Below are 24,649 nucleotides of genomic sequence, written 5' to 3' on the forward strand. Positions count from 1 at the left end.
GCTAGCGGGTCGCGCGCTCCTTCTCCTGTTCCTCCTCGCGGGCTTCAGCCGTCCGCGAGGAGGGGCCGCCCCGGGCCACCGGGGCCGGGGTCTCCACCAGCTTGGGGAGGCCCTTGGGGAGGGAGCCGTACCAGAAGTATGAGACGGCGAAGCCGAAGGCGAGGCAGATCATGCCGCCCACCGCGTCCAGCCAGAAGTGGTTGGCGGTGGCCACGATCACGACCAGCGTGGCGGCGGGGTAGAGCAGACCGAGGATCTTGGCCCAGGGCGCCGAGGCCAGGGCGAAGATGGTCAGACCGCACCAGAGCGACCAGCCGATGTGCATCGACGGCATCGCCGCGTACTGGTTCGACATGTGCTTGAGGTTGCCCGAGGCCATCGAGCCCCAGGTGTGGTGGACCAGGACCGTGTCGATGAAGGACTGGCCGTTCATCAACCGGGGCGGCGCGAGCGGATACAGGTAGTAACCGACCAGGGCCACACCGGTGGTGGCGAACAGGACCGTGCGGGACGCCGCGTAACGGCCCGGCTGCCATCGGTACAGCCACACCAGCACACCGATCGTCACGACGAAGTGGAGCGTGGCGTAGTAGTAGTTCATCGAGACGATCAGCCATGTCACCGAGTTCACGGCGTGGTTGACGGTCTGCTCGAAGGCCAGTCCGAGGGACTTCTCGACGTCCCAGATCCAGTCGGCGTTCTTCAGTGCCTGGGCCTTCTGCTCCGGTACCGCGTTGCGGATGAGCGAATACGTCCAGTAACTGACACCGATGAGCAGGATCTCGAACCAGATCCGGGGGCGTCGAGGCATGCGAAGCCTGGCCCGCATTCCGCCACCGTCCGACATGGGTGACGGGCTGGCCGCCGTCCGGCCTTCCAAACTCTTCACGGTCGCTTCACCCATAGGAGGAGAGTCTGCCAGATCCATTCCCCTCGTCCGATCATCCCTCCGACGGGTTCGGGGCGCACATGCTCCGCCTTGAGACGGAGGCGCGTGCCGGGACCGTCAGGGATTGCCCTGACTCGGCGCCGAAGCGGTTGAACCGCGAACGACCAGCTCAGGCATGAAGACGAACTCGCTGTGCGGCGCCGGGGTGCCCCCGACCTCTTCGAGCAGCGCCCGGACCGCCGCCTGCCCCATCGCCTGCACGGGCTGGCGGATCGTGGTCAGCGGCGGGTCGGTGAACGCTATGAGCGGAGAGTCGTCGAAACCGACCACGGAGACGTCCCGGGGGACCTGGAGCCCCTGCTGCCGGGCCGCCCGGATGGCACCGAGCGCCATCATGTCGCTCGCGCAGACCACCGCCGTGCAGCCGGCCGAGATCAGCGCGCCCGCGGCCGCCTGTCCGCCCTCCAGCGTGTACAGAGAGTGCTGGATCAGTTCCTCGGACTCTTCAGGGGAGAGCCCGAGCCGCTCCTTCATCCCGCGCTGGAACCCCTCGATCTTGCGGAGCACCGGCACGAACCGCTTCGGTCCCACCGCCAGTCCGATCCGGGTGTGCCCGAGCGCGGCGAGATGGGTCACCGCCAGCTGCATCGCGGCCCGGTCGTCGGGCGAGACGAACGGGGCCTGCACCTTGGGTGAGAAGCCGTTGATCAGGACGTACGGAACGCCCTTGCCGCGCAGCTGGTCGTAGCGCGTCATGTCGGCGGTGGTGTCGGCGTGCAGTCCGGAGACGAAGATGATCCCGGAGACGCCCCGCTCGACGAGCATGTCCGTCAGCTCGTCCTCGGTGGACCCGCCGGGGGTCTGCGTGGCGAGGACGGGGGTGTAGCCCTGCCGGGTCAGGGCCTGCCCGATGACCTGCGCGAGCGCGGGAAAGATCGGGTTGTCCAGTTCGGGGGTTATCAGTCCGACGAGCCCGGCGCTGCGCTGACGCAGCCGTACCGGACGCTCGTATCCGAGGACGTCGAGTGCGGCAAGCACGGATTCACGGGTGGCCGAGGCCACGCCGGGCTTGCCGTTGAGCACGCGGCTGACTGTGGCTTCACTGACCCCCGCCTGGGCTGCGATGTCGGCAAGCCGCGCGGTCATGGGATTGGACTGTACCGGTCGCACGTCAGATTGCCCACCAAACGCAGGAGTCGGCGGGAACCCGGACGTTGTGCGCATGCGCGGCGCGGGCGGTGAACTCCGGGGCGGGGGAGGGGAATACGGGAACCCCCGGGAGCGGGGTGCTGCTCAGGAGCGGGGAGGCCGTGAGCGGCAGGGGCACCTCACGCGCCGTCGTGTTCAGGGTGACCAGGACCTCCCCGCCCTCCGCACGGCGCCGGAACGCGAGGACGCCCTCCGGGAGTCCGTCCAGCCACTCCACCGCCTCGCCCGCGCCGAGCGCGGGGTGTTCGCGGCGCAGCCGCAGCGCCCGGCGGTACAGCTCCAGGACCGAACCGGGGTCGGCGGCCTGCGCGGCGACGCTGAGGCCCGACCACTCCGCGGGCTGCGGGAGCCAGGAGCCGCCGGGACCGAAGCCGTACGACGGTCCCTCCGGCGTCCACGGCAGCGGGACCCGGCAGCCGTCGCGCAGCCCGTCCTGCCCGTCGCCGCGCAGGAACGCCGGGTCCTGCCGCAGCTCGTCCGGCAGGTCCACGACCTCGGGCAGGCCCAGCTCCTCGCCCTGGTAGACGTAGGCGGACCCGGGCAGCGCCAGCATCAGCAGCGCCGCCGCCCGGCCGCGCGCCGGGCTGCCGTACCGCGTGGGGTGCCGGACGACGTCGTGGTTGGAGAGCACCCAGGTCGTCGGTGCGCCCACCGAGGCCGTGGCGCGCAGCGACTCGTCGACGACCGACCGCAGCGCCGCCGCGTCCCACGGACAGTTCAGGAACTGGAAGTTGAAGGCCTGGTGCAGCTCGTCGGGGCGTACGTACAGGGCGAGCCGCTCCGGCGTCGGAGCCCAGGCCTCCGCGACCCCGATCCGGTCGGGGCCGTACGACTCCAGGAGCCGGCGCCAGCCGCGGTGGATCTCGTGCACCCCGTCCTGGTCGAAGAAGGGCAGCCGCTGGGTGCCGATCAGCTTCGCCTGCTGCCCGTGCCCGATGTCCGGCAGGCCCTCCGCCTTGACCATGCCGTGGGCGACGTCGATCCGGAAGCCGTCCACCCCCAGGTCCAGCCAGAACCGGAGCACCGAGTCGAACTCCGTCCGCACCTCCGCGTTCTTCCAGTTCAGGTCCGGCTGCTCGGGCGCGAAGAGGTGGAGGTACCAGGTGCCGTCCGCGACCCGGGTCCAGGCGGGGCCGCCGAAGACGGACTCCCAGTCGTTGGGGGGCTCGGCGCCGGCCGGGCCACGGCCCGGCCGGAAGACGTACCGGTCCCGGCCCACCCCGGCGAGCGCCTGCTGGAACCAGGGGTGCCGGTCGGAGGTGTGGTTGGGGACGATGTCCACGATGACCTTCAGGCCGAGCCCGTGCGCCGCGCGCACCAGGTCGTCGGCGTCCGCCAAGTCCCCGAAGACCGGGTCCACCGCGCGGTAGTCCGCCACGTCGTAGCCGCCGTCGGCCTGCGGGGAGGCGTAGAACGGCGTCAGCCAGACCGCGTCCGCGCCAAGCTCCGCGATGTGCGGCAGCCGCTCCCGTACGCCGCGCAGGTCCCCGATCCCGTCGCCGTCGCTGTCCGCGAAGGAGCGGACGTACACCTGGTAGATGACGGCGTCCCGCCACCAGCCGGGTCGTGCGGGGCTTCCGCAAGAGCTTGCGGAGTCCGACATCGACGGTGAGGTGAGCTCGTGGGCCATGTGCGGTGTCCCTCTCGCGTGTTCCGGGGCGGGCTTCGTGCGGACAACTCGTACTGACAACGAGGTCGGAGCGGCCGTGAAACGGTCCTGCAAGGGATGATGCAAAGACTTGCAGGGCTGGTGGGCGGCCGCAAGAGGGCCTGGGGAGGGCCCGGGCCTGCTGTCAAGCGACTCGTCGGCAACCTTCAGGACACGTCGATGTAACGATCGCCGGGTCTTGCAGAAAGTTCTCGCAAGGTCTTTCGGCTCGTTTTCATCCCTGTTACGTTCCTGGCAACCCGGCGCGCCGCGAGGGAGCGGTCGCATGAGGCAGGTTCCAGCCCCTCGTCACCCCGGGATCAGTTGAAGGAGTTCACATGCGGCGTGGCATAGCGGCCACCGCGCTGGTCGCTGCCCTGGGCGTGACCCTGGCGGCGTGCGGAAGTGACGACGGTTCGGCGAACGGCGGCTCGAAGGGCTCCGGCGAGCTCTCCGGCACCGTCACCTGGTGGGACACCTCCACGGTCGGCTCCGAGGACAAGGTCTTCAAGAAGATCGCCGAGGACTTCACCAAGAAGCACCCGAAGGTCACCGTCAAGTACGTGAACGTGCCGTTCGGCGAGGCGCAGAACAAGTTCAAGAACGCCGCGCAGTCGGGCTCCGGCGCCCCGGACGTCATCCGCTCCGAGGTCGCCTGGACCCCGGACTTCGCCAGCCTCGGTTACCTCCAGCCGCTCGACGGCACCCCGGCCCTGAAGGACGAGGGCGACTTCCTCAAGCAGGCGGCCGCCTCGACCAAGTTCGACGGCAAGACCTACGCCGTGCCGCAGGTCATCGACTCCATGGGCATCTTCTACAACAAGAAGATCCTCAAGGACGCCGGCGTCGAGGTCCCCAAGACCATCGCCGAACTGAAGACCGCCTCCGCCACCATCAAGCAGAAGACCGGCAAGACCGGCATGTACCTGCGCGGTGACGACCCGTACTGGTTCCTCTCCTTCCTGTACGGCGAGGGCGGCGACCTGGTCAACGCCGAGACCAAGACCGTCACCGTCGACGACGCCAACGGCGTCAAGGCGCTGGCGACCGTGAAGGACCTGGTCGACTCCAAGGCCGCGATCACCGACGCGACCAACGGCTGGGACAACATGCAGGCCGCCTTCAAGGACGGCAAGGTCGCGATGATCATCAACGGCCCGTGGGCCGTCACCGACACCTTCGCGGGCAAGGAGTTCGCCGACAAGGCGAACCTGGGCATCGCCCCGGTCCCGGCCGGCTCGGCCGCCCAGGGCGCCCCGCAGGGCGGCCACAACCTGGCGATCTACGCGGGCTCCAAGAACCTGGACGCCTCCTACGCCTTCACCGAGTACATGACCTCGGTCGAGACCCAGACGCAGATCGCCAAGGAGCTCAGCCTGCTCCCCACCCGCGAGTCCGTCTACGTCAAGCCCGACGTCGCGAGCAACCAGATGATCGGCTTCTTCAAGCCCGTCGTCGACAAGGCCGTCGAGCGCCCGTGGATCCCCGAGGGCGGCAGCCTCTTCGAGCCGGTCAAGGTCGAGTACGCCAAGGTCCTCACCGGCCAGGCCACCCCGGAGGCCGGGGCCAAGGCCATCGGCGAGTCCTACCGCAAGCTCCTGAAGGACTGGAAGTAGAAGGAAGGCAGGCCGACTGATGGCTGTGGACACCAGCAGCCAGTCGGTGGCGAAGGCCGCGGGCGACAGCGTCGCCCGCGGCCGGCGCCGCGGTACTGGCACATCCCGGGGCCCGCTCAGGCGCTCCCTCTCCACCCACTGGTACGCCTGGGCGATGGTCGCCCCGGTGGTGATCGTGATCGGCGTGATCATCGGTTACCCGCTGGTGCGCGGCGTCTACCTGTCGCTGACCGACGCGAACGAGCGGAACGTCGCGCGTTCCATCGGCGTCAACGAGATCCCCGCGACGTACGAGTTCGTCGGCCTGGACAACTACGCCGACGCGCTCAGCGGCGACCAGTTCCTCTCCACCCTCGGGTGGACGCTGGTGTGGACCGTCGCCTGTGTCTCGGTCACCTTCGGCCTGGGCCTGGTCCTCGCCAACATGCTCAACCGGAAGATCGCGGGCCGCTCGCTCTACCGGCTGCTGCTGATCCTGCCGTGGGCCGTGCCCGGCTTCGTCTCGGTCTTCGCCTGGCGCTTCCTCTACGACGAGCGCCGCGGTCTGCTCAACCAGATCCTCGCCGGCGGCGGCCTCGACGCGCTGCCCTGGCTCAACGACCCCACCTGGGCCAAGTTCTCGGTCATCGCCGTCAACGTCTGGCTCGGCATCCCGTTCATGATGGTCGCCCTCCTCGGCGGGCTGCAGTCCATCCCCGGTGAGCTGTACGAGGCCGCCGAGATGGACGGCGCGAACGCCTGGCAGCGCTTCCGGCACATCACGATGCCCGGACTGCGGTCCGTGTCCACCACCGTGATCCTGCTGTCCACCATCTGGACCTTCAACATGTTCCCGGTGATCTTCCTGCTCACCCGGGGCGGTCCCGGCGAGGCCACCCAGATCCTGGTCACCCAGGCGTACAAGTTCTCCTTCGAGATCAGCCCCCGCGACTTCGCCCAGTCGTCCACGTGGGGCGTCCTGATCCTCGTCCTCCTGATGGTCTTCGCCGCGGTCTACCGGCGCGTCCTCCGCAAGCAGGGAGAAGTCTGGTGACCACCGCCACGAACACCACCGCCAACACCCCGATGCGCGGCCGCCGTTCGCCGCTCGCCTCGGTCGGGCTGCACGCCACCCTGATCGTGGCCTCCGTGATCGCCGTCTTCCCGGTGCTCTGGGTCTTCCTGACCTCGATCAAGCCGGCCAAGTACGCGACCACCACGGACTTCGTCAAGGAGACGACGTTCGAGAACTACACGAACCTGCTGAACGACACCCCGTTCCTCACCTGGTTCGGCAACTCGCTGCTCGTCGCCGGTCTGACCACGGTCCTCGGCGTCTTCATCGCCTCCACCACCGGCTACGCCGTCAGCCGCTTCCGGTTCCCCGGCAAGCGCGGACTGATGTGGACGCTGCTGATCACCCAGATGTTCCCGGTCGCCGTCCTCATCGTGCCGATCTACAACATCATGTCGTCGATGGGGCTGCTCAACGAGCCCGCCGGCCTGGTCATCACCTACCTCACCATCGCCGTGCCGTTCTGCGCCTGGATGATGAAGGGCTTCTTCGACACCATCCCGCGTGAGATCGACGAGTCCGGGCAGGTCGACGGCCTCACCCCGTTCGGCACCTTCTGGCGGCTGATCCTGCCGCTCGCCAAGCCCGGCATCGCGGTGACGGCGTTCTACTCCTTCATCACCGCCTGGGGCGAGGTCGCCTACGCCTCCGCCTTCATGGTCGGCGACGAGAACCTCACCCTGGCCGGCGGTCTGCAGAAGTTCGTCAACCAGTACGGCGCCCAGTGGGGCCCGATGTCCGCGGCGTCCGTCCTCATCGCCCTCCCGGCCGCGCTGGTGTTCCTCTTCGTCCAGCGGCACCTGGTGACCGGCATGTCCGCCGGCGCGGTGAAGGGCTAGCGGCGGCTGTCCGCCCGCTCCCGTATTCGTCTTCGTCCTTACGCCTCTCCTTACCGATCAAGGAAGACATGACCCAGCATCTCGCTGCCCCCGCCGCCGCCCCGACCACCGGCACGCACACGGGCTGGTGGAGAGACGCGGTGATCTATCAGGTCTACCCACGCAGCTTCGCCGACGGAAACGGCGACGGCATGGGCGACCTGGAGGGCATCCGCAGCCGGCTGCCGTATCTGAAGGACCTCGGCGTCGACGCCGTCTGGCTCAGCCCCTTCTACGCCTCCCCGCAGGCCGACGCCGGCTACGACGTCGCCGACTACCGGGCCATCGACCCGATGTTCGGCAACCTGCTCGACGCCGACGCCCTCATCCGCGAGGCGCACGAGCTGGACTTGCGGATCATCGTCGACCTGGTGCCCAACCACTCCTCCGACCAGCACGAGTGGTTCCAGCGCGCGCTGCGCGAGGGCCCCGGCTCCCCGCTGCGCGAGCGCTACCACTTCCGCCCCGGCAAGGGCGAGAACGGCGAACTGCCGCCCAACGACTGGGAGTCCATCTTCGGTGGCCCCGCCTGGACGCGGGTGGCGGACGGCGACTGGTACCTGCACCTCTTCGCGCCCGAGCAGCCCGACTTCAACTGGGAACACCCCGCCGTACGCGACGAGTTCCGCTCCATCCTGCGTTTCTGGCTCGACATGGGCGTCGACGGCTTCCGCGTCGACGTCGCCCACGGCCTGGTCAAGGCCGAGGGCCTGCCGGACATCGGCGCCCACGACCAGCTCAAGCTGCTCGGCAACGACGTCATGCCCTTCTTCGACCAGGACGGCGTCCACGAGATCTACCGCTCCTGGCGCCAGGTCCTGAGCGAGTACGACGGCGAGCGCGTCCTCGTCGCCGAGGCGTGGACCCCGACCGTCGAGCGCACCGCGCACTACGTCCGCCCCGACGAGATGCACCAGGCCTTCAACTTCCAGTACCTGGGCACCCATTGGGACGCCGAGGAGCTGCGCCGGGTCATCGACGCCTCGCTCGCCGCGATGCGCCCGGTCGGCGCGCCCACCACCTGGGTGCTCTCCAACCACGACGTCACCCGGCACGCGACCCGCTTCGCCAACCCGGCGGGCCTCGGCACCCAGCTGCGCGAGCCCGGCGACCGCGCGCTCGGCCTGCGCCGGGCCCGGGCGGCGACGCTCCTGATGCTGGCGCTGCCCGGCTCGGCCTACGTCTACCAGGGCGAGGAGCTCGGTCTGCCGGACGTCACCGACCTGCCCGACGAGGTCCGTCAGGACCCGTCGTTCTTCCGGGCCACCGGCCAGGACGGCTTCCGCGACGGCTGCCGGGTGCCGATCCCGTGGACCGTCGAGGGTTCGTCGTACGGCTTCGGCGACGGCGGCAGCTGGCTGCCGCAGCCGGCGACCTGGGGCGGCCTGAGCGTCGAGGCCCAGGCGGGCGACCCCGGCTCCACCCTGGAGCTGTACCGCAGCGCGCTCGCGGTGCGCCGCGAGCGACCCGAACTCGGTGCGGGCGAAGGCGTCGAGTGGCTGGAGGCACCCGAGGGTGTGCTCTCCTTCCGCCGCGACGGCTTCGTCTGCACCGCCAACACCACCGGCCGGGCCATCTCCGTCCCGCTGCCCGGCCGGTTCCTCCTCTCCAACGAGACCGTCTCCCACGGAGAGGGTGTCGTGGAGCTGCCCGCCGACACCACCGTCTGGTGGGCGGTGTGACCGTTCCCCTGCCGCGGGGCGCCGGGAACGGCGCCCCGCGGCTCGCGGACATCGCGGCCCAGTCGGGCGTCAGCGAGGCCACGGTCAGCCGCGTCCTCAACGGCAAGGCGGGCGTGGCCGGCGGCACCCGGCACCGCGTCCTGGCCGCGCTCGACGTGCTCGGCTACGAGCGTCCGGTACGGCTCAAACGCCGCAGCGCGGGCCTGGTCGGCCTGGTCGTGCCCGAGCTGACCAACCCGATCTTCCCCGCGTTCGCGCAGGTCATCGAGCAGGTCCTGGCAGGGCACGGCTACACCCCGGTGCTCTGCACCCAGATGCCCGGCGGGGCCACCGAGGACGAGCTGGTCGAGCAGCTGGAGGAGCGCGGGGTCACCGGCATCGTGTTCCTCTCCGGGCTGCACGCGGACGCCACCGCCGACCCGGAGCGGTACGTCCGACTGGCCGCGCGGGGCGTCCCGTTCGTCCTCATCAACGGCTACAACGAGCGCGTGGACGCCAACTTCGTCTCGCCCGACGACCGGGCCGCGGCGCGGATGGCCGTACGGCACCTGGTCGAGCTTGGCCATGAACGGATCGGCCTCGCGATCGGCCCGACGCGCTACGTCCCCTCGCGCCGGAAGGCCGAGGGCTTCACGGCCGAGCTGCACGTGGCCCTCGGCCTGGACCGGGCGGAGGCCGAACGGTACATCCGGCCCACGCTGTTCGGTGTCGAGGGCGGGCACGCGGCGGCCGACATCCTGCTCGACCAGGGCTGCACCGGGATCGTGTGCGGCTCCGACCTGATGGCGCTCGGCGCGATCCGCGCGGTGCGCGCGCGGGGCCTCGACGTGCCCCGTGACGTGTCGGTGGTCGGCTTCGACGACTCGCCGCTCATCGCCTTCACCGACCCGCCGCTCACCACCGTGCGCCAGCCCGTGCAGGCGATGGCGACGGCGGCGGTGGGCGCGCTCCTGGAGGAGGTGGAGGGCAACCCCGTGCAGCGCACGGAGTTCGTCTTCCAGCCGGAGCTGGTGGTCCGCGGCTCCACGGCGCAGCCGCCGGCCGAGCGCTCGCTGCAACTCCTTGCGTAATTGCTTGCGTTGAGGGGTCCAAAGGGTTGACCCCGCCCCGGGGCGCTCGTACGGTCACGGCTGAAAACAGTTGCTGTCATTTTCGGCAACTTCTTGCGACAGGGACGTCGTCAGGAGGAATCATGGCCAGAAAGACCGTGGCCGCTGCACTCGCCTTGGTGGCGGGAGCCGCTGTGGCCGTCACGGCGCCGCCGCCCGCCCCGGCGTGGGCGGCGGCACCCGGGCCCAAGGACGTCACCGCGGTGATGTTCGAGTGGAAGTTCGCCTCGGTGGCCAAGGCCTGTACGGACCAGCTCGGTCCGGCCGGCTACGGCTACGTACAGGTCTCGCCGCCCCAGGAACGGATCCAGGGCTCGACCTGGTGGACCGCGTACCAGCCCGTCAGCTACAAGATCGCCGGACCGCTCGGCGACCGCACCGCCTTCAAGTCGATGGTCGACACCTGCCACGCGGCGGGTGTGAAGGTCGTCGCCGACACCGTCATCAACCACATGGCGAACGCGTCGGGTACGGGGACGGGCGGAACCTCGTTCTCCAAGTACGACTACCCGGGCCTGTATTCGGGCGCCGACATGGACGACTGCCGGGCCACCATCTCCACCTACCAGGACCGGGCCAACGTCCAGAACTGCGAGCTGGTGGGCCTCCCGGACCTCGACACCGGTGAGGACTGGGTGCGGGGCCGGATCGCCGCGTACATGAACGACCTGCTGTCGCTGGGCGTGGACGGCTTCCGCGTCGACGCGGCCAAGCACATGCCGGCGGCGGACCTCGCGAACATCAAGTCGCGGCTGAGCAACCCGGGCGTCTACTGGAAGCAGGAGGCGATATTCGGGGCCGGTGAGGCGGTGTCGCCGAGCGAGTACCTGGGCAACGGGGACGTGCAGGAGTTCCGCTACGCGCGGGACCTGAAGCGGATCTTCGGCTCGGAGAAGCTGTCGTACCTGAGCAACTTCGGCGAATCATGGGGCTACATGCCGTCAGGCTCGTCGGGCGTCTTCGTGGACAACCACGACACGGAGCGCGGCGGCGACACCCTCAACTACAAGAACGGCGCGACGTACACCCTGGCCTCGGTCTTCATGCTGGCCTGGCCGTACGGCTCCCCGGACGTCCACTCCGGCTACGAGTGGTCCGACAAGGACGCCGGCGCGCCGGGCGGTGGCCAGGTCAACGCCTGCTACACCGACGGGTGGAAGTGCCAGCACGCGTGGCGCGAGATCGCCTCGATGGTGGGCTTCCGCAACGCGACGCGCGGCACGGCGGTCGGCAACTGGTGGGACAACGGCAACAACGCGATCGCGTTCGGGCGGGGCGACAAGGGGTACGTCGCGATCAACCACGAGAGCGGCTCGCTGACGCGCACGTTCCAGACGGGGCTGGCGGCGGGCACGTACTGCGACGTGCAGACCGGCAATCCGGTGACGGTGAACGCGTCGGGCCAGTTCACGGCGACGCTGGGGTCGAACACGGCGCTGGCGCTGCACGTGAACGCGCGCACGTGCGCGCCGCCTTCATCGGCGACGGGAGCGTCCTTCGCGGTGACGGCGACGACGACGGTGGGCCAGAACATCTACGTGACGGGCAACCGCACGGAGCTGGGCAACTGGTCCCCCGCGGCGGCCCTGAAACTGGACCCGGCGTCGTACCCGACCTGGACGCTCTCGGTCCCCCTCCCGGCGGGCACGACGTTCGAGTACAAGTACCTCCGCAAGGACGCGGCGGGCAACGTGACGTGGGAGTCGGGCGCGAACCGCGTAGCGACGGTCCCGCCGGCCGGCCAGCTAACGCTGACGGACACGTTCCGCACGTGACGCACGGCGCCTGTACGGGGCCGGGCTGAACGGCCTTGTCCCGGGGGCCGCCCCCGTGGGGGTTGTGCCCACCCGTTCCGCCCCGGCGGAACGTTTGCCCACAACGGTGGTTGCGGCGGCGGCGCGAAGCTGCGGCCCGCGTGCGGGGCTCGGGCTGAACGTCCTTGTCCCGGGCACTGCCCCCGTACCGGGACCCGGCTGAACGGCCCTGCCTCGGGCGCCGCCCCCGTGGGTTGTGCCCACCCGTTCCGCCCAGCGGAACGTTTGCCCACAACGGTGGTTGCGGCCGCGGCGCGAAGCTGCCGCCCACGTGCCGGGACCGGGCTGAAGGGCCCTGTTCCGGGCACCGCCCCCGTGGGTTGTGCCCACCCGTTCCGCCCCGGCGGAACGTTTGCCCACAACGGGGGTCGCGATCCTGCGGCGCGCACCGCCCACCGGCGGCGCCGCGGGGCCCGTGCCGGACGGTCTTGTCTCGGGTGCCGCCCCCGTGGGTTGTGCCCACCCGTTCCGCCCAGGCGGAACGGTTGCCCACAACGGGGGTCACGGCCCTGCGGTGCACCGCCCACCGGCGGCGCCGCGGGCCTGCGGCCCACGGTCTCGTTCCGGGCACCGCCCCCGCGGGTTGTGCCCACCACCGTTCCGCCCCGGCGGAACGCCCGCCCACAACGGGAGCCGCCACCCGGCGGCGCCCCACCCACCGCCCGCGGCGCGAAGCTGCCGCGCCACCCGCCCACCGCCTCGCGGCGCGAAGCCGCCGCACCGCCCGCCCCCCGGGGCCCGGGGGCGAAGCCCCCGGTAGTGCCGGCCCGTCCCCACCAGCCCCCGGCAGGGTTTCGGGGAGGGGTGGGGTGGGGTGTCCGAACTCGTTAAGGAGAACGCACTTGTTCCGCACCGGACGATCGCGCGCCCTAGGCGTCGCCCTCGCCGCGAGTCTGGCGGTCGGGCTCAGCCCCGCCCTCCCCGCAGCCGCTGCGCCCCCGCCCCCACCACCCCCCACCGACCGGGCGCTCGCCGACCAACCCGCCCGCCACGACCTCACCCGCGAGCAGTTCTACTTCGTCCTGCCCGACCGCTTCGCCAACGGCGACCCCGCCAACGACCGCGGCCGCCTCACCGGCACCCGCCTCCAGACCGGGTTCGACCCCGCCGACAAGGGGTTCTACCAAGGTGGCGACCTCAAGGGGCTCACGAAGAAGCTCGACTACATCAAGGGGCTCGGCACCACCGCCATCTGGCTCGCGCCGATCTTCAAGAACCAGCCCGTCCAGGGCACCGGCAAGGACGCCAGCGCCGGCTACCACGGCTACTGGATCACCGACTTCACCCAGGTCGACCCCCACTTCGGCACCAACGCCGACCTGGAGAAGCTGATCGACCAGGCCCACGCCAAGGGCATGAAGGTCTTCTTCGACGTCATCACCAACCACACCGCCGACGTCGTCGACTACGAAGAGAAGGCGTACGACTACCTCTCCAAGGGCGCCTTCCCGTACCTGACGAAGGACGGCGTCCCCTTCGACGACCGCAGCGGCACCTTCCCCCGCGTCGACGCCGACTCCTTCCCCCGCGTCGACACCGACTCCTTCCCCCGCACCCCCGTCGTCCCCGCCGACAAGAAGAACCTCAAGGTTCCCTCCTGGCTCAACGACCCCACGATGTACCACAACCGCGGCGACTCCACCTTCGCCGGCGAGTCCTCCCAGTACGGCGACTTCGTCGGACTCGACGACCTCTGGACCGAGCGTCCCGAGGTCGTCGAGGGGATGGAGAAGATCTACCAGCGGTGGGTTCGGGACTTCCGCATAGACGGCTTCCGTATCGACACCGTCAAGCACGTCGACACCGCCTTCTGGACCCAATGGGCCACCGCCCTCGACGCGTACGCAGCCAAGCGCGGGCGCGAGGACTTCTTCATGTTCGGCGAGGTGTACTCCGCCGACCCGGCGATCACCGCCCCGTACGTCACCGAGGGCCGCCTCGACGCCACCCTCGACTTCCCCTTCCAGGACGCCGCCCGCGCCTTCGCCTCGCAGGGCGCCCAGGCCGACAAGCTGGCCAACCTCTTCGGCCAGGACTACCGCTACACCACCGACAAGGCCAACGCCTACGAGTCCGTGCCCTTCCTCGGCAACCACGACATGGGCCGCTTCGGCACCTTCCTGAAGCAGGACAACCCGAAGGCCGGCGACGCCGAACTCCTCGCCCGCTACCGGCTCGCCAACGAGCTGATGTTCCTCACCCGGGGCAACCCCGTCGTCTACTACGGCGACGAGCAGGGCTACACCGGCGCCGGCGGCGACAAGGACTCCCGCCAGACCCTCTTCGCCTCGAAGACCGCCGACTACCTGGACGACGACCAGCTCGGCACCGACCGCACCCACGCCACCGACGCGTACGACCCCACGCACCCCCTCTACCGGCAGATCGCCGCCCTCTCGAAGCTCACGCGCGAGCACCCCGCCCTGCGCGACGGCGTCCAGGAGCAGCGGTACGCCGAGGGCAACGTCTACGCCTTCTCCCGTACCGACGCCCGGGCCAAGGTCGAGTACGTCGTCGCCGTGAACAGCTCCACCGAGGCCAGGACCGTCGAGATCCCCACCGGCTCCGCCGCAGGCACGGACTTCACCGCCCTCCACGGCGGCGGCTCGACCCGTGTCACCAGCGCCGGTGACACCAAGGTCAAGGTGACCGTCCCCGCCCTCGGCTCCCTCGTGCTCAAGGCCGCCAAGCCGCTCCCCGCGCCCGCCGCCACCCCCACGCTCACCCTCAAGGCGCCCGCCGCCGGAGCCACCGGCACCGTCGAGATCAGCGCCGACGTCGACGGCGGCCGGCTCAACCGCGTCGTCTTCGCCGCCCAGACCGGCACCGGGAAGTGGCAGGTCCTCGGCTCCGCCGACCACGCCCCGTACAAGGTCACCCAGAAGGTCACCGCCCCCCCCGGAACGGCCCTGCGCTACAAGGCCGTCGTCGTCGACAGCGCCGGCCGCACCGCGAGCGCGACCGCCGCGACCACCAGCGGCGCCCCGGCCGTCGAGCAGCCGCCGACCGCCACCCAGCGCGACTACGCGATCGTCCACTACAAGCGCCCCGCCGGGGACTACGACGACTGGGGCCTCTACACCTGGGGCGACATCGCCGACGGCGAAGGCACCACCTGGCCCGCCGGAAAGCCGTTCACCGGCCGTGACGCGTACGGCGCCTTCGCCTACGTCAAGCTCAAGCCCGGCGCCTCCTCGGTCGGCTTCATCGCCGTGAACAAGGACGGCGTCAAGGACACCGACGCCGACCGGACCGTCGACCTGTCCCGCACCGGCGAGGTCTGGATCGAGCAGGGCAAGGCCGAGGTGCTCAACGCCGCGCCCGACGGTGCGTACCCGCCGCAGGACACGGCCAAGGCCGTCCTGCACTACAAGCGGGCCGACGGGAACTACACGGGCTGGGGGCTGCACACCTGGACCGGCGCCGCGAACCCCACCGACTGGAGCAAGCCGCTGGAGCCGGTCCGCGTCGACGCCTACGGAGCCGTCTACGAGGTCCCGCTCGCCGCCGGCGCCACCTCCCTCTCCTACATCCTCCACAAGGGCGACGAGAAGGACCTGCCCAGCGACCAGTCCCTCGACCTGAAGGCCAACGGCCACGAGGTCTGGCTGCTCGGCGGCCAGGAGAAGTACCTGCTCCCGCAGCCCAAGGGCGGCGGCGCGGCCCTGGACCTCACCAAGGCCCAGGCCGTCTGGCTCGACGGGACGACGCTGGCCTGGAACGGCAGCGACGCCGCCGCCTCCAGCGTGCTGCTCGCCTCCCGCGACGGTGCGATCACCGTCGAGGACGGGGCGCTGAGCGGCGACCGGCAGGTGCTGCGCCTGAACCGGACGCAGCTCACGGACGCCCAGAAGGCCGCGTTCCCGCACCTGAAGTCGTACGGCGCCTTCACCGTCGACCCGCGCGACCGCGACCGGATCCGCGAGGCCCTGGGGGGTCAGCTCGTCGCCGCCCAGTACGCCGCGAACGGTGCCGTCCTGACCGCCACCGGCGTCCAGCTCGCCGGGGTCCTCGACGCCCTGTACGCGCCGAAGGCGACCGGCGCCGACCTCGGCCCGGTCTTCCGGAACGGCCGTCCCACGCTCTCCCTGTGGGCGCCCACCGCCCAGTCGGTCGCCCTCGAACTCGACGGCAGGACCGTGCCCATGCGCCGCGACGACGCCTCCGGCGTCTGGTCGGCCACCGGCACGCGCGCGTGGACCGGAAAGCCGTACCGGTACGTGGTGAAGGTCTGGGCCCCGAGCGTCCAGCGGCTCGTCACCAACAAGGTCACCGACCCCTACTCCACCGCCCTGACCACCGACTCCACCCACAGCCTCGTCGTCGACCTCACGGACCCGAAGCTCGCCCCCAAGGGCTGGACCGGCCTGAAGAAGCCCGCGGCCGTGCCCCTGCGGGACGCCCAGATCCAGGAGCTCCACGTCCGCGACTTCTCGATCGCGGACACCACGGCCGTCCCGGCCCACCGGGGCACGTACCTCGCCTTCACCGACGCGGGCAGCAAGGGCTCGCGCCACCTTCGTGACCTGGCCGCCTCGGGGACCTCGTACGTCCACCTCCTCCCGGCCTTCGACATCGGCACGATCCCCGAGAAGAAGTCCGACCAGACCGCCCCCGCCTGCGACCTGAAGGTCTACGCCCCCGACTCCGAGGAGCAGCAGGCCTGCGTGGCCGCCGCGGCGGCCAAGGACGCGTACAACTGGGGCTACGACCCGCTGCACTACACCGTCCCCGAGGGCTCCTACGCCACCGACCCCGAAGGCACCCGCCGCACGGTCGAGTTCCGGCAGATGGTCCAGTCCCTCAACGGGGCCGGACTGCGCACGGTCATGGACGTCGTCTACAACCACACCGTGGCCAGCGGCCAGGCCGACAAGTCCGTCCTGGACAAGGTCGTGCCCGGCTACTACCAGCGCCTCCAGGCCGACGGCTCCGTCGCCACCTCCACCTGCTGCGCCAACACCGCGCCCGAGAACGCCATGATGGGCAAGCTCGTCGTGGACTCGGTCGTCACCTGGGCCAAGCAGTACAAGGTGGACGGCTTCCGCTTCGACCTCATGGGCCACCACCCGAAGGAGAACATCCTCGCCGTCCGCAAGGCCCTGGACGCGCTGACCGTGGCGAAGGACGGTGTCGACGGCAAGGCGATCGTCCTCTACGGCGAGGGCTGGAACTTCGGCGAGATCGCCGACGACGCCCGCTTCGTCCAGGCCACCCAGAAGAACATGGCCGGCACCGGGATCGCGACCTTCTCCGACCGGGCCCGTGACGCCGTGCGCGGCGGCGGCCCCTTCGACGAGGACCCGGGCGTCCAGGGCTTCGCCTCGGGCCTCTTCACGGACCCCAACTCCTCGACGGCCAACGGCACCCCGGAGCAGCAGAAGGCCCGTCTGCTCCACTACCAGGACCTGATCAAGGTCGGTCTCTCCGGCAACCTCGCCGACTACACCTTCACCGACACCTCGGGCCGTACGGTCAAGGGCAGCCAGGTCGACTACAACGGCTCCCCGGCAGGGTACGCGGCGGCCCCCGGCGACGCGCTCGCCTACGCCGACGCCCACGACAACGAGACCCTGTACGACGCGCTCGCCTTCAAGCTCCCGGCGACCACCTCGGCCGCCGACCGGGCGCGCATGCAGGTCCTCGCCATGGCGACGGCGACGCTCTCGCAGGGCCCCGCGCTCTCCCAGGCGGGCTCGGACCTGCTGCGTTCCAAGTCGCTCGACCGTAACTCGTACGACAGCGGTGACTGGTTCAACGCGATCCACTGGGACTGCCGGGACGGCAACGGCTTCGGCCGCGGCCTGCCGCCGGCGGCGGACAACAAGCCGAAGTGGGGGTACGGAAAGCCCCTGCTGACCGCCCCGTCACTGACGGTCGGCTGCGCCGAGATCGACGGAGCCTCGGCCGCCTACCGGGACCTGCAGAAGATCCGTACGACGGAACCCGCCTTCTCCCTGGCGACCGCCGGGCAGGTCCAGGACGCCCTGTCGTTCCCGCTCTCGGGCACGGACGAGACCCCGGGCGTGATCACCATGCGTCTGGGCGACCTCGTGGTGGTCTTCAACGCGACCCCGCAGCGGCAGCCCCAGCGGATCGCGGCCCTGTCCGGAAAGCCCTACGCCCTCCACCCGCTCCAGGCGGCGGGCGCGGACACCACGGCGAAGTCGGCGTCCTACGACCCGACGACGGGCACCTTCACGGTCCCGTCCCGCACAGTGGCCGTCTTCAAGGCCGGCTGAGCACATGGCTGGGTGGGCACTCCTCAGGGGTGTCCACCCAGCGGTGGGGACTCCTCAGGGGTGTCCACCCGGCGCCTAACGCGCGCCCTGCGCCGGCACCCTCGGTACCAGGGTCATGAGCCGGCCGACCAGCTCGCCGAACGGGCCGTCCGACGGCTCGTCGGCGAGCATGCGGATCAGGATGTCCGCCATGTCCGTGTCGTACGCCGCACTCACCGCCGCGAGGGCCGCGAAGTCGTGCACCAGCTGGAGTTCCAGCTCCGCACGCGGCACCCGACGCCCGTCGAGCCAGATCAGCGCCGTCGACTCCGCCAGCGACACCCAGGAGCGGACGACCAGTTCCAGGCGGGCCGAGGGGGTCTCCACCTCCAGGTGCGCCAGGATCTGCTCGTACGCCGCCTGCCGCACCTCGTCGATCATCGCGTTCGTCGTGGAGGAGCCCACCGCGGGGCCGCCCCGCATCAGCGCCGCGAAGCCCGGGCCGTGGTCGTCGACGAAGTCGAAGAACCGGCCCATCACCCGCAGCAGCCGCGCGCCGAGGGGCCCCTGCGGCGGCTCCAGGAAGCGGGCGGCCAGCTCGTCCGCCGCCCGCCGCAGCGCCGCCTCGTACAGACTCTGCTTGCCGGGGAAGTAGTGGTAGACCAGCGGCCGCGAGATCCCCGCGGCCGCGGCGATCTCGTCGATGGAGACCTCGTCGGGCGAGCGGTGACTGAACAGCTCGAGGGCCACCCCGATCAGCTGCTGCTTGCGCTCCTCGACGCCCATCCTGCGGCGCACTCCGGTCGTCATGCGAACAGCCTAACGGGCGTCCGATACGCTCCCTCGACATGAGCACATCCGGTTTGAGCCCGAAGCAGGCACGCCAACTACGGATAGCCGCCGCGTCCGTTCTGCTGGTCGCCATGGCCGTGGTCCTGGCGATCCGGCTCGCGAGCCGGACGTCCGTTCTGGTCGTCGGCGTGTACGGGCTCGCGATGATCCTCTGCGGCGTCGTGATCGAGCTCTCCCGCAACGGCCGTACCCGCCTGGGCACCTGGCTCCTGGTGGGCGGCCTCGCGGCCGCCCTCGCCTTCGACTGGCTGATCCTGCCCTGACCCGACCCCTACAGGTCCAGTACCAGGCGCTCCCCGGCGCACCGCGAGACGCAGATCAGCATCGAGCCCGGCCGCTCTCCGTCCGTGAGGAGCTCGTCCCGGTGGTCGACCTCGCCCTCCAGGACCCGCTGTTGGCAGGTGCCGCAGAAGCCCTGCTCGCAGGAGTACGCGACCCCGGGCACCGCGCCCCGGACGGCGGCGAGGACCGACTGGTCGGCGGCCACCGTCACCGTACGCCCGGAGCGGCGCAGTTCGACCTCGAACGGGCCGCCGCCCGCCGTACCGGCGGGGGAGAAGCGCTCCAGGTGCGCGGTCCGGCCCTCGGGCAGCGCGGCGGACACCGCGGCCATCAGGCCCTCGGGGCCGCAGCAGTAGACGACGGTCTCCTCGGGGAGCTCGGCGAGGAAGCCGAGGTCGGGGCGGCCGGACTCGTCCTCGGTCACCACCGACACCCTGCCGCCGGCGAGCTTCTCGATCTCCTCCACGTACGGCAGGGTCGCGCGGCTGCGCCCGCAGTACAGCAGCCGCCACTCCGCGCCCGCCGCCTCCGCCGCGCGCAGCATCGGAAGCACGGGCGTGATGCCGATGCCTCCCGCCACGAAGACGTACGCCGGGGCGTCGACGAGCGGGAAGCGGTTGCGCGGCCCGCGGATCTCGATCTCCGTGCCCACGTGGAGCTGCTCGTGCACCTCGCGCGAACCGCCCCGGCCGTTCTCGATGAGCCGGGTCGCCACGGTGTACGCGTCGGTCTCGGCCGGGTCGCCGCACAGCGAGTACTGGCGGACGAGCCCGGACGGCAGGATCAGGTCGATGTGGGCGCCCGGCTGCCAGGCGGGCAGGCCGGTGCCTTCGAGGCGGAGCCGGACCACGCCCTCGGCGGGCTCGGTGCGCTCGGCGACCAGGACCCTGCGGGTCACGGTCGCGAGCCGGCCGCGGCCCGAGGTCGGCTCGTCGAGGGCGGGCATCGGCCAGAGCGGGGCGGCGGTGATCCGGCGGCGCATGGCGCGCTTGGCGAGGACCGCGGCCCCGGCGATCAGGACGACGGTACGGAGACGGGGCATGGTCAGCGGCCTCCGTTGGCGCCGGGGGAGTTGGCCAGGTACGCGACGGCCTGGGCCGTGTTCCCCTCCTGGGACGGGTGGTAGGCCCGGCTGAGGTAGCGCGGGACGGCCCGCAGCAGGTCGGGCGTGGACGGCAGCACACCCTCCCGGCCCTTGCGGACCAACTGGCCCACCGAGGCACGGCCGTCGACGAGCGTCGGGTCGTTCTCCATGAAGAAGCGGGTGCCGCGCTGCCAGAGGAAGACCAGCGCGGTGAACGCGGTGGCCCAGGTGCGGGCGCGGCGCCGGTAGCCGCCGTCGAGGTGCATGAAAAGCTCGAAGGCGACCGAGCGGTGCTCGACCTCCTCCGCGCCGTGCCAGCGCAGCAGGTCCAGCATCGTCGGGTCCGCGCCCCGCCGGTCCAACTCCTCGGCGTTCAGCACCCAGTTGCCGAGGAAGGCCGTGTAGTGCTCGATGGCGGCGATCAGCGCCACCCGCTCCATCAGCCACCAGCGCCGCGCCCGGCCGGGCGGCAGGGTCCGGTCGCTGAGCAGCTTCTCGAAGAACCAGTCGACCTGCGCGGTGTACGGAGTGGGGTCCAGGCCCAGCTTCTTGAGGTGCGGCAGCACGTCGTCGTGGGCCTGGGAGTGGACGGCCTCCTGGCCGATGAAGCCGATGACGTCGCTACGCAGCCGGTCGTCGGTGATGAACGGGAGCACCTGCTTGTACACGTGCACGAACCAGCGTTCGCCGGCCGGGAGCAGCAGGTGCAGCACGTTGATGGTGTGGGTCGTGAACGGGTCGCCGGGAACCCAGTGGAGCGGGGTCTCCTCCCAGTCGAAGGAGACCTTGCGGGCCTTGAGTTCGATGTGCTCCGACGCCACCGGTGCAGGCTGCGTATTAGACATGCCGTCAATGTACTGAGGGGTAAGCAGTTGGCAACAGGGTCGTGCACGAGATTTCGACCCGCGCGTGATCCAGGCGAATCGCCCTAGCGCAGCGCCCCCACCCGCGTCCCGTTCCTCAGCGTGCCGTCGAGGTTCGCACGGGCGCCCGCCTTCGCCCGTACCGCCAGCAGCCGGCCCTCCGCCTCGCCCTTCACCCCGCCCGTGGTCCGCAGCGACACGAACTCCCCGCTGCCCGCGGCCAGGACGTACCAGTGCCCGCTCTTCGCCTGCCAGAGCACCCCCGCCAGGACCCGTGGGTCGCGCACCCCGCACGCCGGGGACTCCTCGGCCCGGGCCGCGACGGCCGCGGCCACCTTCGGCGCCTGGACCTGGAACTGGGCGAGGACCCGGCTCCCGTTGCCCCGCCAGGTCTCCGCCCGCGCGCACACCCAGGCCGCCCGGCCCCCGTCCTCGGGGAGCCGCTGCTCGGCGAACGGCCAGGCGTTCACCGACCGCACCCCGTGCGACCGGACCGCCGTGAGCCCGCAGGCAGCCCGTGCCCACATCTCCCGCGCCGCCCTGGCCGTCGCGTCCTTCCCCGTCACGTCCTTGGGCGCCGCGGGCGGCCCCGAGGTCAGCCGGGCGGGGGCCAGTTCGCCGAGATCGGCAAGGAGCCGCTCCCCGTTCGCGTCCCGCACCTGGAGCGTGTTCCACGCCGTGCACCCCTGGGCCTGCGCCGGGCTGAGCAGGGGCTCGGTCACCCCGTGCGCGTCACGGCCGAGCCGCCAGGGCTCCTTGGCCGGCGCCAGCAGGTCCCGTACGGCCGTCTCCTGCACCCAAGGCGCCGTCAGATAGCGGACGTTGGCCGTCGTGCGGGAGAGCACGAGCGCCGCCGAACCGACCAGGTCCGCGCCGTCGGTCCGCGCGAAGTCCAGGGCCGCCCCCGCGCTCCCCGCGCGCGGCTCCGCGTACCGGACCGCCCGCAGCCCGTCGTGCAGGAGCACGATCCGCGAGCCGTCCACCTCGCCCGCGTACAGCAGCTGGGGCGGGCCCATCGGGGGGCCCACCGGCGTCCCCGGGGTCGCCGATGACCGCACCGACGGGCCCGGCCTCGCCCACACCGCGAGGGCCCGGCGCAGCAGCCCCCGGTCGTCCGCCAGGGCGCCCCTGACCGGCCACACCGAGAAGTCCGTCCGCGCCGAGCTCTGCCAGTACCCGGCCGGGACGCGCCGCAGCTTCGCCGGGTCGAGCGCCGCCTCGGCCGCCGGATTGCGCGCGTACGAGGGCGCGGCGGCGCCGGGGCCCCAGCCGTCGCCGGGCAGCCCGAGCAGCGTCCCGCACACCAGGGCGGCCGCGAGCGCGGCGAGCGCGGCCCGGCCGTGCTGGCGGCGGCGCATCAGGTCCGGCGGCCGGGCCTGGAGCGAGCAGGGATCGAACTCGGGCGAGTCGAGGAGGGCGTACTGCGCGGGGAGCTCGTTCGCCTCCGCGAGCGCCGCCGCCGCGTCGGCCCGCGCCACCCCGGCCGCCCCGAGCACCCGCAGCACCTCCGGGTCGCCCTGCCGCTCCAGCCCCCGCAGCACGTACACCGCGCGGGCCGGTCCGGAGAGCGCGGAGAGCCTCTGGTCCAGGGCCAGTTCGTCGGCCCCGCCGGCCCGCGGGAACAGCCGCAGCCCCCACACCTGCGGCAGCAGCGGCGGGAACTGCGCCCGCCGGGGCAGCGCCCGGCGCAGCAGCGGCAGCCCCGCGATCAGCGCCTGCCGCAGCACCTCGCCCCGCACGTACGCGTACCCCGGGTCGACGGCGTCCTCGGCCCGGCGCGCTCCGGGGATCCCGGAACCGGACGTCCGGCGGCGCGGCAGCGAGCCCTGGACGAGCGCGTGCGCCGTCAGGACCCGCCGGTTGCGCCCGAGCGAGGGCGGCAGCACGAGGTACGCGATCCGGACGAGACGCTGGTAGTGCTCGACGAGCGCCGCCTCGGCCTGTTCGACATCGACCGGGTCGAGGGGGGCGCCGAGGGGGGAGGCGTCGAGTTCCTGGGTGCTCACATTCAGCAGAACGAGCGAATGGTGCGATGGTCACCTCGGACGGGTCCCTCGGACGGGTCCCCCGGACGGAGGACCCCTGGGGAGAACCCGGGCGCCTCAGACGTCGTACACCGTCAGCCGCTCGCGGATCACGTCCGTCACCTCGTCGGGGACGCCGAGCCCGTCCCGCACGTACGCCTCCATCGAGCCGTGCCGGACCGCCACCTCGTCGAGCGCCGCGTCCAGGTACTCCGGTACGACCCCGATCAGGGCGAGGGCCAGCTCCGGGTCGCCGCCCTGTGCCGTGAACCCCTCGATCATCGGCGCGAAGGCGTGCCGTACCGCCGGATTGACCGACAGGTACTCCGCCATGACCGTCTTCTCGTCCGCGCCGAGCAGTGTCAGCACGATCGTCGCCGCCCAGCCCGTGCGGTCCTTGCCGGCCGTGCAGTGGAAGAGCAGCGGCCCGCCGCGCGGATCGCCCAGCTCGGTGAGGAACGCCCGGTAGGCGAGGCGGGCGGAGTCGGTCGACACGAAGGCCCGGTACGTGCGGGTGAAGGCCTCGTGGGCCCGGCCCCCGCCGAGGGCCTGCTCGGCCAGCATCGGGTTGGTCAGGAGGGACTTCAGCTGGGCGGCGGGCGGCAGGCCGCTGGCGGCCAGATGGTCGGCGAGCACGTCCGCCAGGAGCAGCCGCCCGCCCGGCGGCAGGTGGTCGGGGCGGTCCGCGCGCTCGTGCGCGGTGCGGAAGTCGACGACGGTACGGATGCCGAGGGCGGCCACGGCGGGCTCGGTCGGGTCGAGCCGGTCGAGCTGCGCGGAGCGGAAGATCCGGCCCGAGCGCACGCTGCGGCCCCCGCCGAGGGGGAGGGTGCCCAGGTCACGGAGGTTGGCGACGGTGGCGGCGGGGATGGCGGGCATGGCGTCGACTCCTCCGGATCGGCCCCTCAGGGCGGTACGTACAGGGGCATAACCCACCAAACCGTAACCGATCGGATTCCGCTCACCCTGGCGCGACCGGGCGGGCAGGATGGGCGGATGCTGATGCGTACGCGACGAACGGCAGCGGTGGCCGCGGCCCTGCTCGCCCTGGCGGCCTGCGAGTCGGCGCCCGGGGACGCCCCCGCCGAAGCGAGCGGCACGCTCGAACAGATAGCGGAACGCGCCGTCTGCACCCCGGAGGTCCAGACGGACGCGACGGAGCTGCGCCAGGCGAAGTGCGCGACGGACGACGGCACGTACGTCCTGACCACCTTCGCGACCGACCGAGGCCAGCGCGAGTGGCTCAACCAGGCCAAGGACTACGGCGGTTCCTACCTCGTCGGCCGCAAGTGGGCGGTCTCGGGCGAGGCGGGGACGGTGGAGCGGGTACGCGAACGGCTCGGCGGTCGCATCGAGACCACCGAGCCGCACGGGACGCATTCCTCAGGTGCGGACGCGGGTACGGGACACCACTAGACCTTTCG

At 71.5% G+C, this 24,649-nt stretch carries 17 protein-coding genes; 9 read left to right on the forward strand and 8 right to left on the reverse strand.

The annotated features are described in order from the left end of the window. Position 1 precedes the first annotated feature (1 nt). The 3 genes from ACWCO8_RS29945 to ACWCO8_RS29955 all read right to left on the reverse strand — a co-directional run bounded on the left by ACWCO8_RS29945 (position 2) and on the right by ACWCO8_RS29955 (position 3,728). Positions 2 to 904 (reverse strand): phosphatase PAP2 family protein, encoded by a 903-nt coding sequence (locus ACWCO8_RS29945; protein ID WP_451034892.1) that lies wholly within the window; start codon positions 902 to 904, stop codon positions 2 to 4. Between the two features lie 102 nt (positions 905 to 1,006). Continuing rightward, positions 1,007 to 2,035, reverse strand: a complete 1,029-nt coding sequence (locus ACWCO8_RS29950; RefSeq protein WP_260226580.1) for a LacI family DNA-binding transcriptional regulator — start codon at positions 2,033 to 2,035, stop codon at positions 1,007 to 1,009. Positions 2,036 to 2,060: 25 nt separating this feature from the next. Continuing rightward, positions 2,061 to 3,728, reverse strand: a complete 1,668-nt coding sequence (locus tag ACWCO8_RS29955) for a glycoside hydrolase family 13 protein (protein ID WP_451034893.1) — start codon at positions 3,726 to 3,728, stop codon at positions 2,061 to 2,063. A 356-nt stretch (positions 3,729 to 4,084) separates the two neighbouring features. On the opposite strand from ACWCO8_RS29955, the gene ACWCO8_RS29960 reads away from it, so the two are divergent. The 7 genes from ACWCO8_RS29960 (at position 4,085) to pulA (ending at position 18,141) form a co-directional block, all read left to right on the forward strand. Next, complete coding sequence (locus tag ACWCO8_RS29960; protein ID WP_451034894.1) at positions 4,085 to 5,362, forward strand: extracellular solute-binding protein; 1,278 nt, start codon at positions 4,085 to 4,087, stop codon at positions 5,360 to 5,362. Positions 5,363 to 5,381: 19 nt separating this feature from the next. Continuing rightward, on the forward strand, positions 5,382 to 6,395 hold the full coding sequence (locus tag ACWCO8_RS29965; RefSeq protein ID WP_451034895.1) for a carbohydrate ABC transporter permease: 1,014 nt from the start codon (positions 5,382 to 5,384) through the stop codon (positions 6,393 to 6,395). Between the two features lie 32 nt (positions 6,396 to 6,427). Then, the gene (locus tag ACWCO8_RS29970; RefSeq protein ID WP_362013616.1) at positions 6,428 to 7,255 is read left to right on the forward strand and encodes a sugar ABC transporter permease; all 828 of its coding nucleotides are present in this window, start codon (positions 6,428 to 6,430) and stop codon (positions 7,253 to 7,255) included. 68 nt (positions 7,256 to 7,323) lie between these two features. Then, positions 7,324 to 8,976, forward strand: a complete 1,653-nt coding sequence (locus ACWCO8_RS29975; RefSeq protein WP_362013533.1) for a glycoside hydrolase family 13 protein — start codon at positions 7,324 to 7,326, stop codon at positions 8,974 to 8,976. Continuing rightward, positions 8,964 to 10,046, forward strand: coding sequence for a LacI family DNA-binding transcriptional regulator (locus ACWCO8_RS29980; protein WP_451034896.1), 1,083 nt, complete (start codon positions 8,964 to 8,966; stop codon positions 10,044 to 10,046). The genes ACWCO8_RS29975 and ACWCO8_RS29980 overlap by 13 nt, the downstream gene beginning before the upstream one ends. Before the next feature lie 122 nt (positions 10,047 to 10,168). Next, positions 10,169 to 11,860 (forward strand): carbohydrate-binding module family 20 domain-containing protein, encoded by a 1,692-nt coding sequence (locus tag ACWCO8_RS29985; protein ID WP_451034897.1) that lies wholly within the window; start codon positions 10,169 to 10,171, stop codon positions 11,858 to 11,860. Positions 11,861 to 12,741: 881 nt separating this feature from the next. Continuing rightward, positions 12,742 to 18,141: a pullulanase-type alpha-1,6-glucosidase gene (gene pulA / locus ACWCO8_RS29990; protein ID WP_451034898.1), complete on the forward strand. Its 5,400-nt coding sequence runs from the start codon at positions 12,742 to 12,744 to the stop codon at positions 18,139 to 18,141. 75 nt (positions 18,142 to 18,216) lie between these two features. Here pulA and ACWCO8_RS29995 read toward each other — a convergent pair whose 3' ends face one another. After that, the gene (locus ACWCO8_RS29995; protein ID WP_451034899.1) at positions 18,217 to 18,930 is read right to left on the reverse strand and encodes a TetR/AcrR family transcriptional regulator; all 714 of its coding nucleotides are present in this window, start codon (positions 18,928 to 18,930) and stop codon (positions 18,217 to 18,219) included. Between the two features lie 38 nt (positions 18,931 to 18,968). On the opposite strand from ACWCO8_RS29995, the gene ACWCO8_RS30000 reads away from it, so the two are divergent. Beyond that, the gene (locus ACWCO8_RS30000; RefSeq protein WP_362013524.1) at positions 18,969 to 19,235 is read left to right on the forward strand and encodes a hypothetical protein; all 267 of its coding nucleotides are present in this window, start codon (positions 18,969 to 18,971) and stop codon (positions 19,233 to 19,235) included. Between the two features lie 8 nt (positions 19,236 to 19,243). On the opposite strand, the gene ACWCO8_RS30005 is transcribed toward ACWCO8_RS30000, so the two are convergent. The 4 genes from ACWCO8_RS30005 to ACWCO8_RS30020 form a co-directional block, all read right to left on the reverse strand. Next, positions 19,244 to 20,302, reverse strand: a complete 1,059-nt coding sequence (locus tag ACWCO8_RS30005; RefSeq protein ID WP_451035056.1) for a PDR/VanB family oxidoreductase — start codon at positions 20,300 to 20,302, stop codon at positions 19,244 to 19,246. Then, a complete protein-coding gene (locus tag ACWCO8_RS30010) occupies positions 20,299 to 21,183 on the reverse strand; it encodes a metal-dependent hydrolase (RefSeq protein WP_362013520.1) in 885 nt (294 codons plus the stop codon). The genes ACWCO8_RS30005 and ACWCO8_RS30010 overlap by 4 nt, the downstream gene beginning before the upstream one ends. Before the next feature lie 83 nt (positions 21,184 to 21,266). After that, entirely contained in the window at positions 21,267 to 23,207 is a 1,941-nt protein-coding gene (locus tag ACWCO8_RS30015; protein ID WP_451034900.1) for a hypothetical protein, read from the reverse strand. Between the two features lie 96 nt (positions 23,208 to 23,303). Beyond that, a complete protein-coding gene (locus ACWCO8_RS30020; protein WP_451034901.1) occupies positions 23,304 to 24,104 on the reverse strand; it encodes a tyrosine-protein phosphatase in 801 nt (266 codons plus the stop codon). Positions 24,105 to 24,227: 123 nt separating this feature from the next. On the opposite strand from ACWCO8_RS30020, the gene ACWCO8_RS30025 reads away from it, so the two are divergent. After that, on the forward strand, positions 24,228 to 24,641 hold the full coding sequence (locus ACWCO8_RS30025) for a hypothetical protein (RefSeq protein WP_451034902.1): 414 nt from the start codon (positions 24,228 to 24,230) through the stop codon (positions 24,639 to 24,641). Positions 24,642 to 24,649 lie beyond the last annotated feature (8 nt).

Source organism: Streptomyces sp. NPDC001927 (assembly GCF_053594455.1).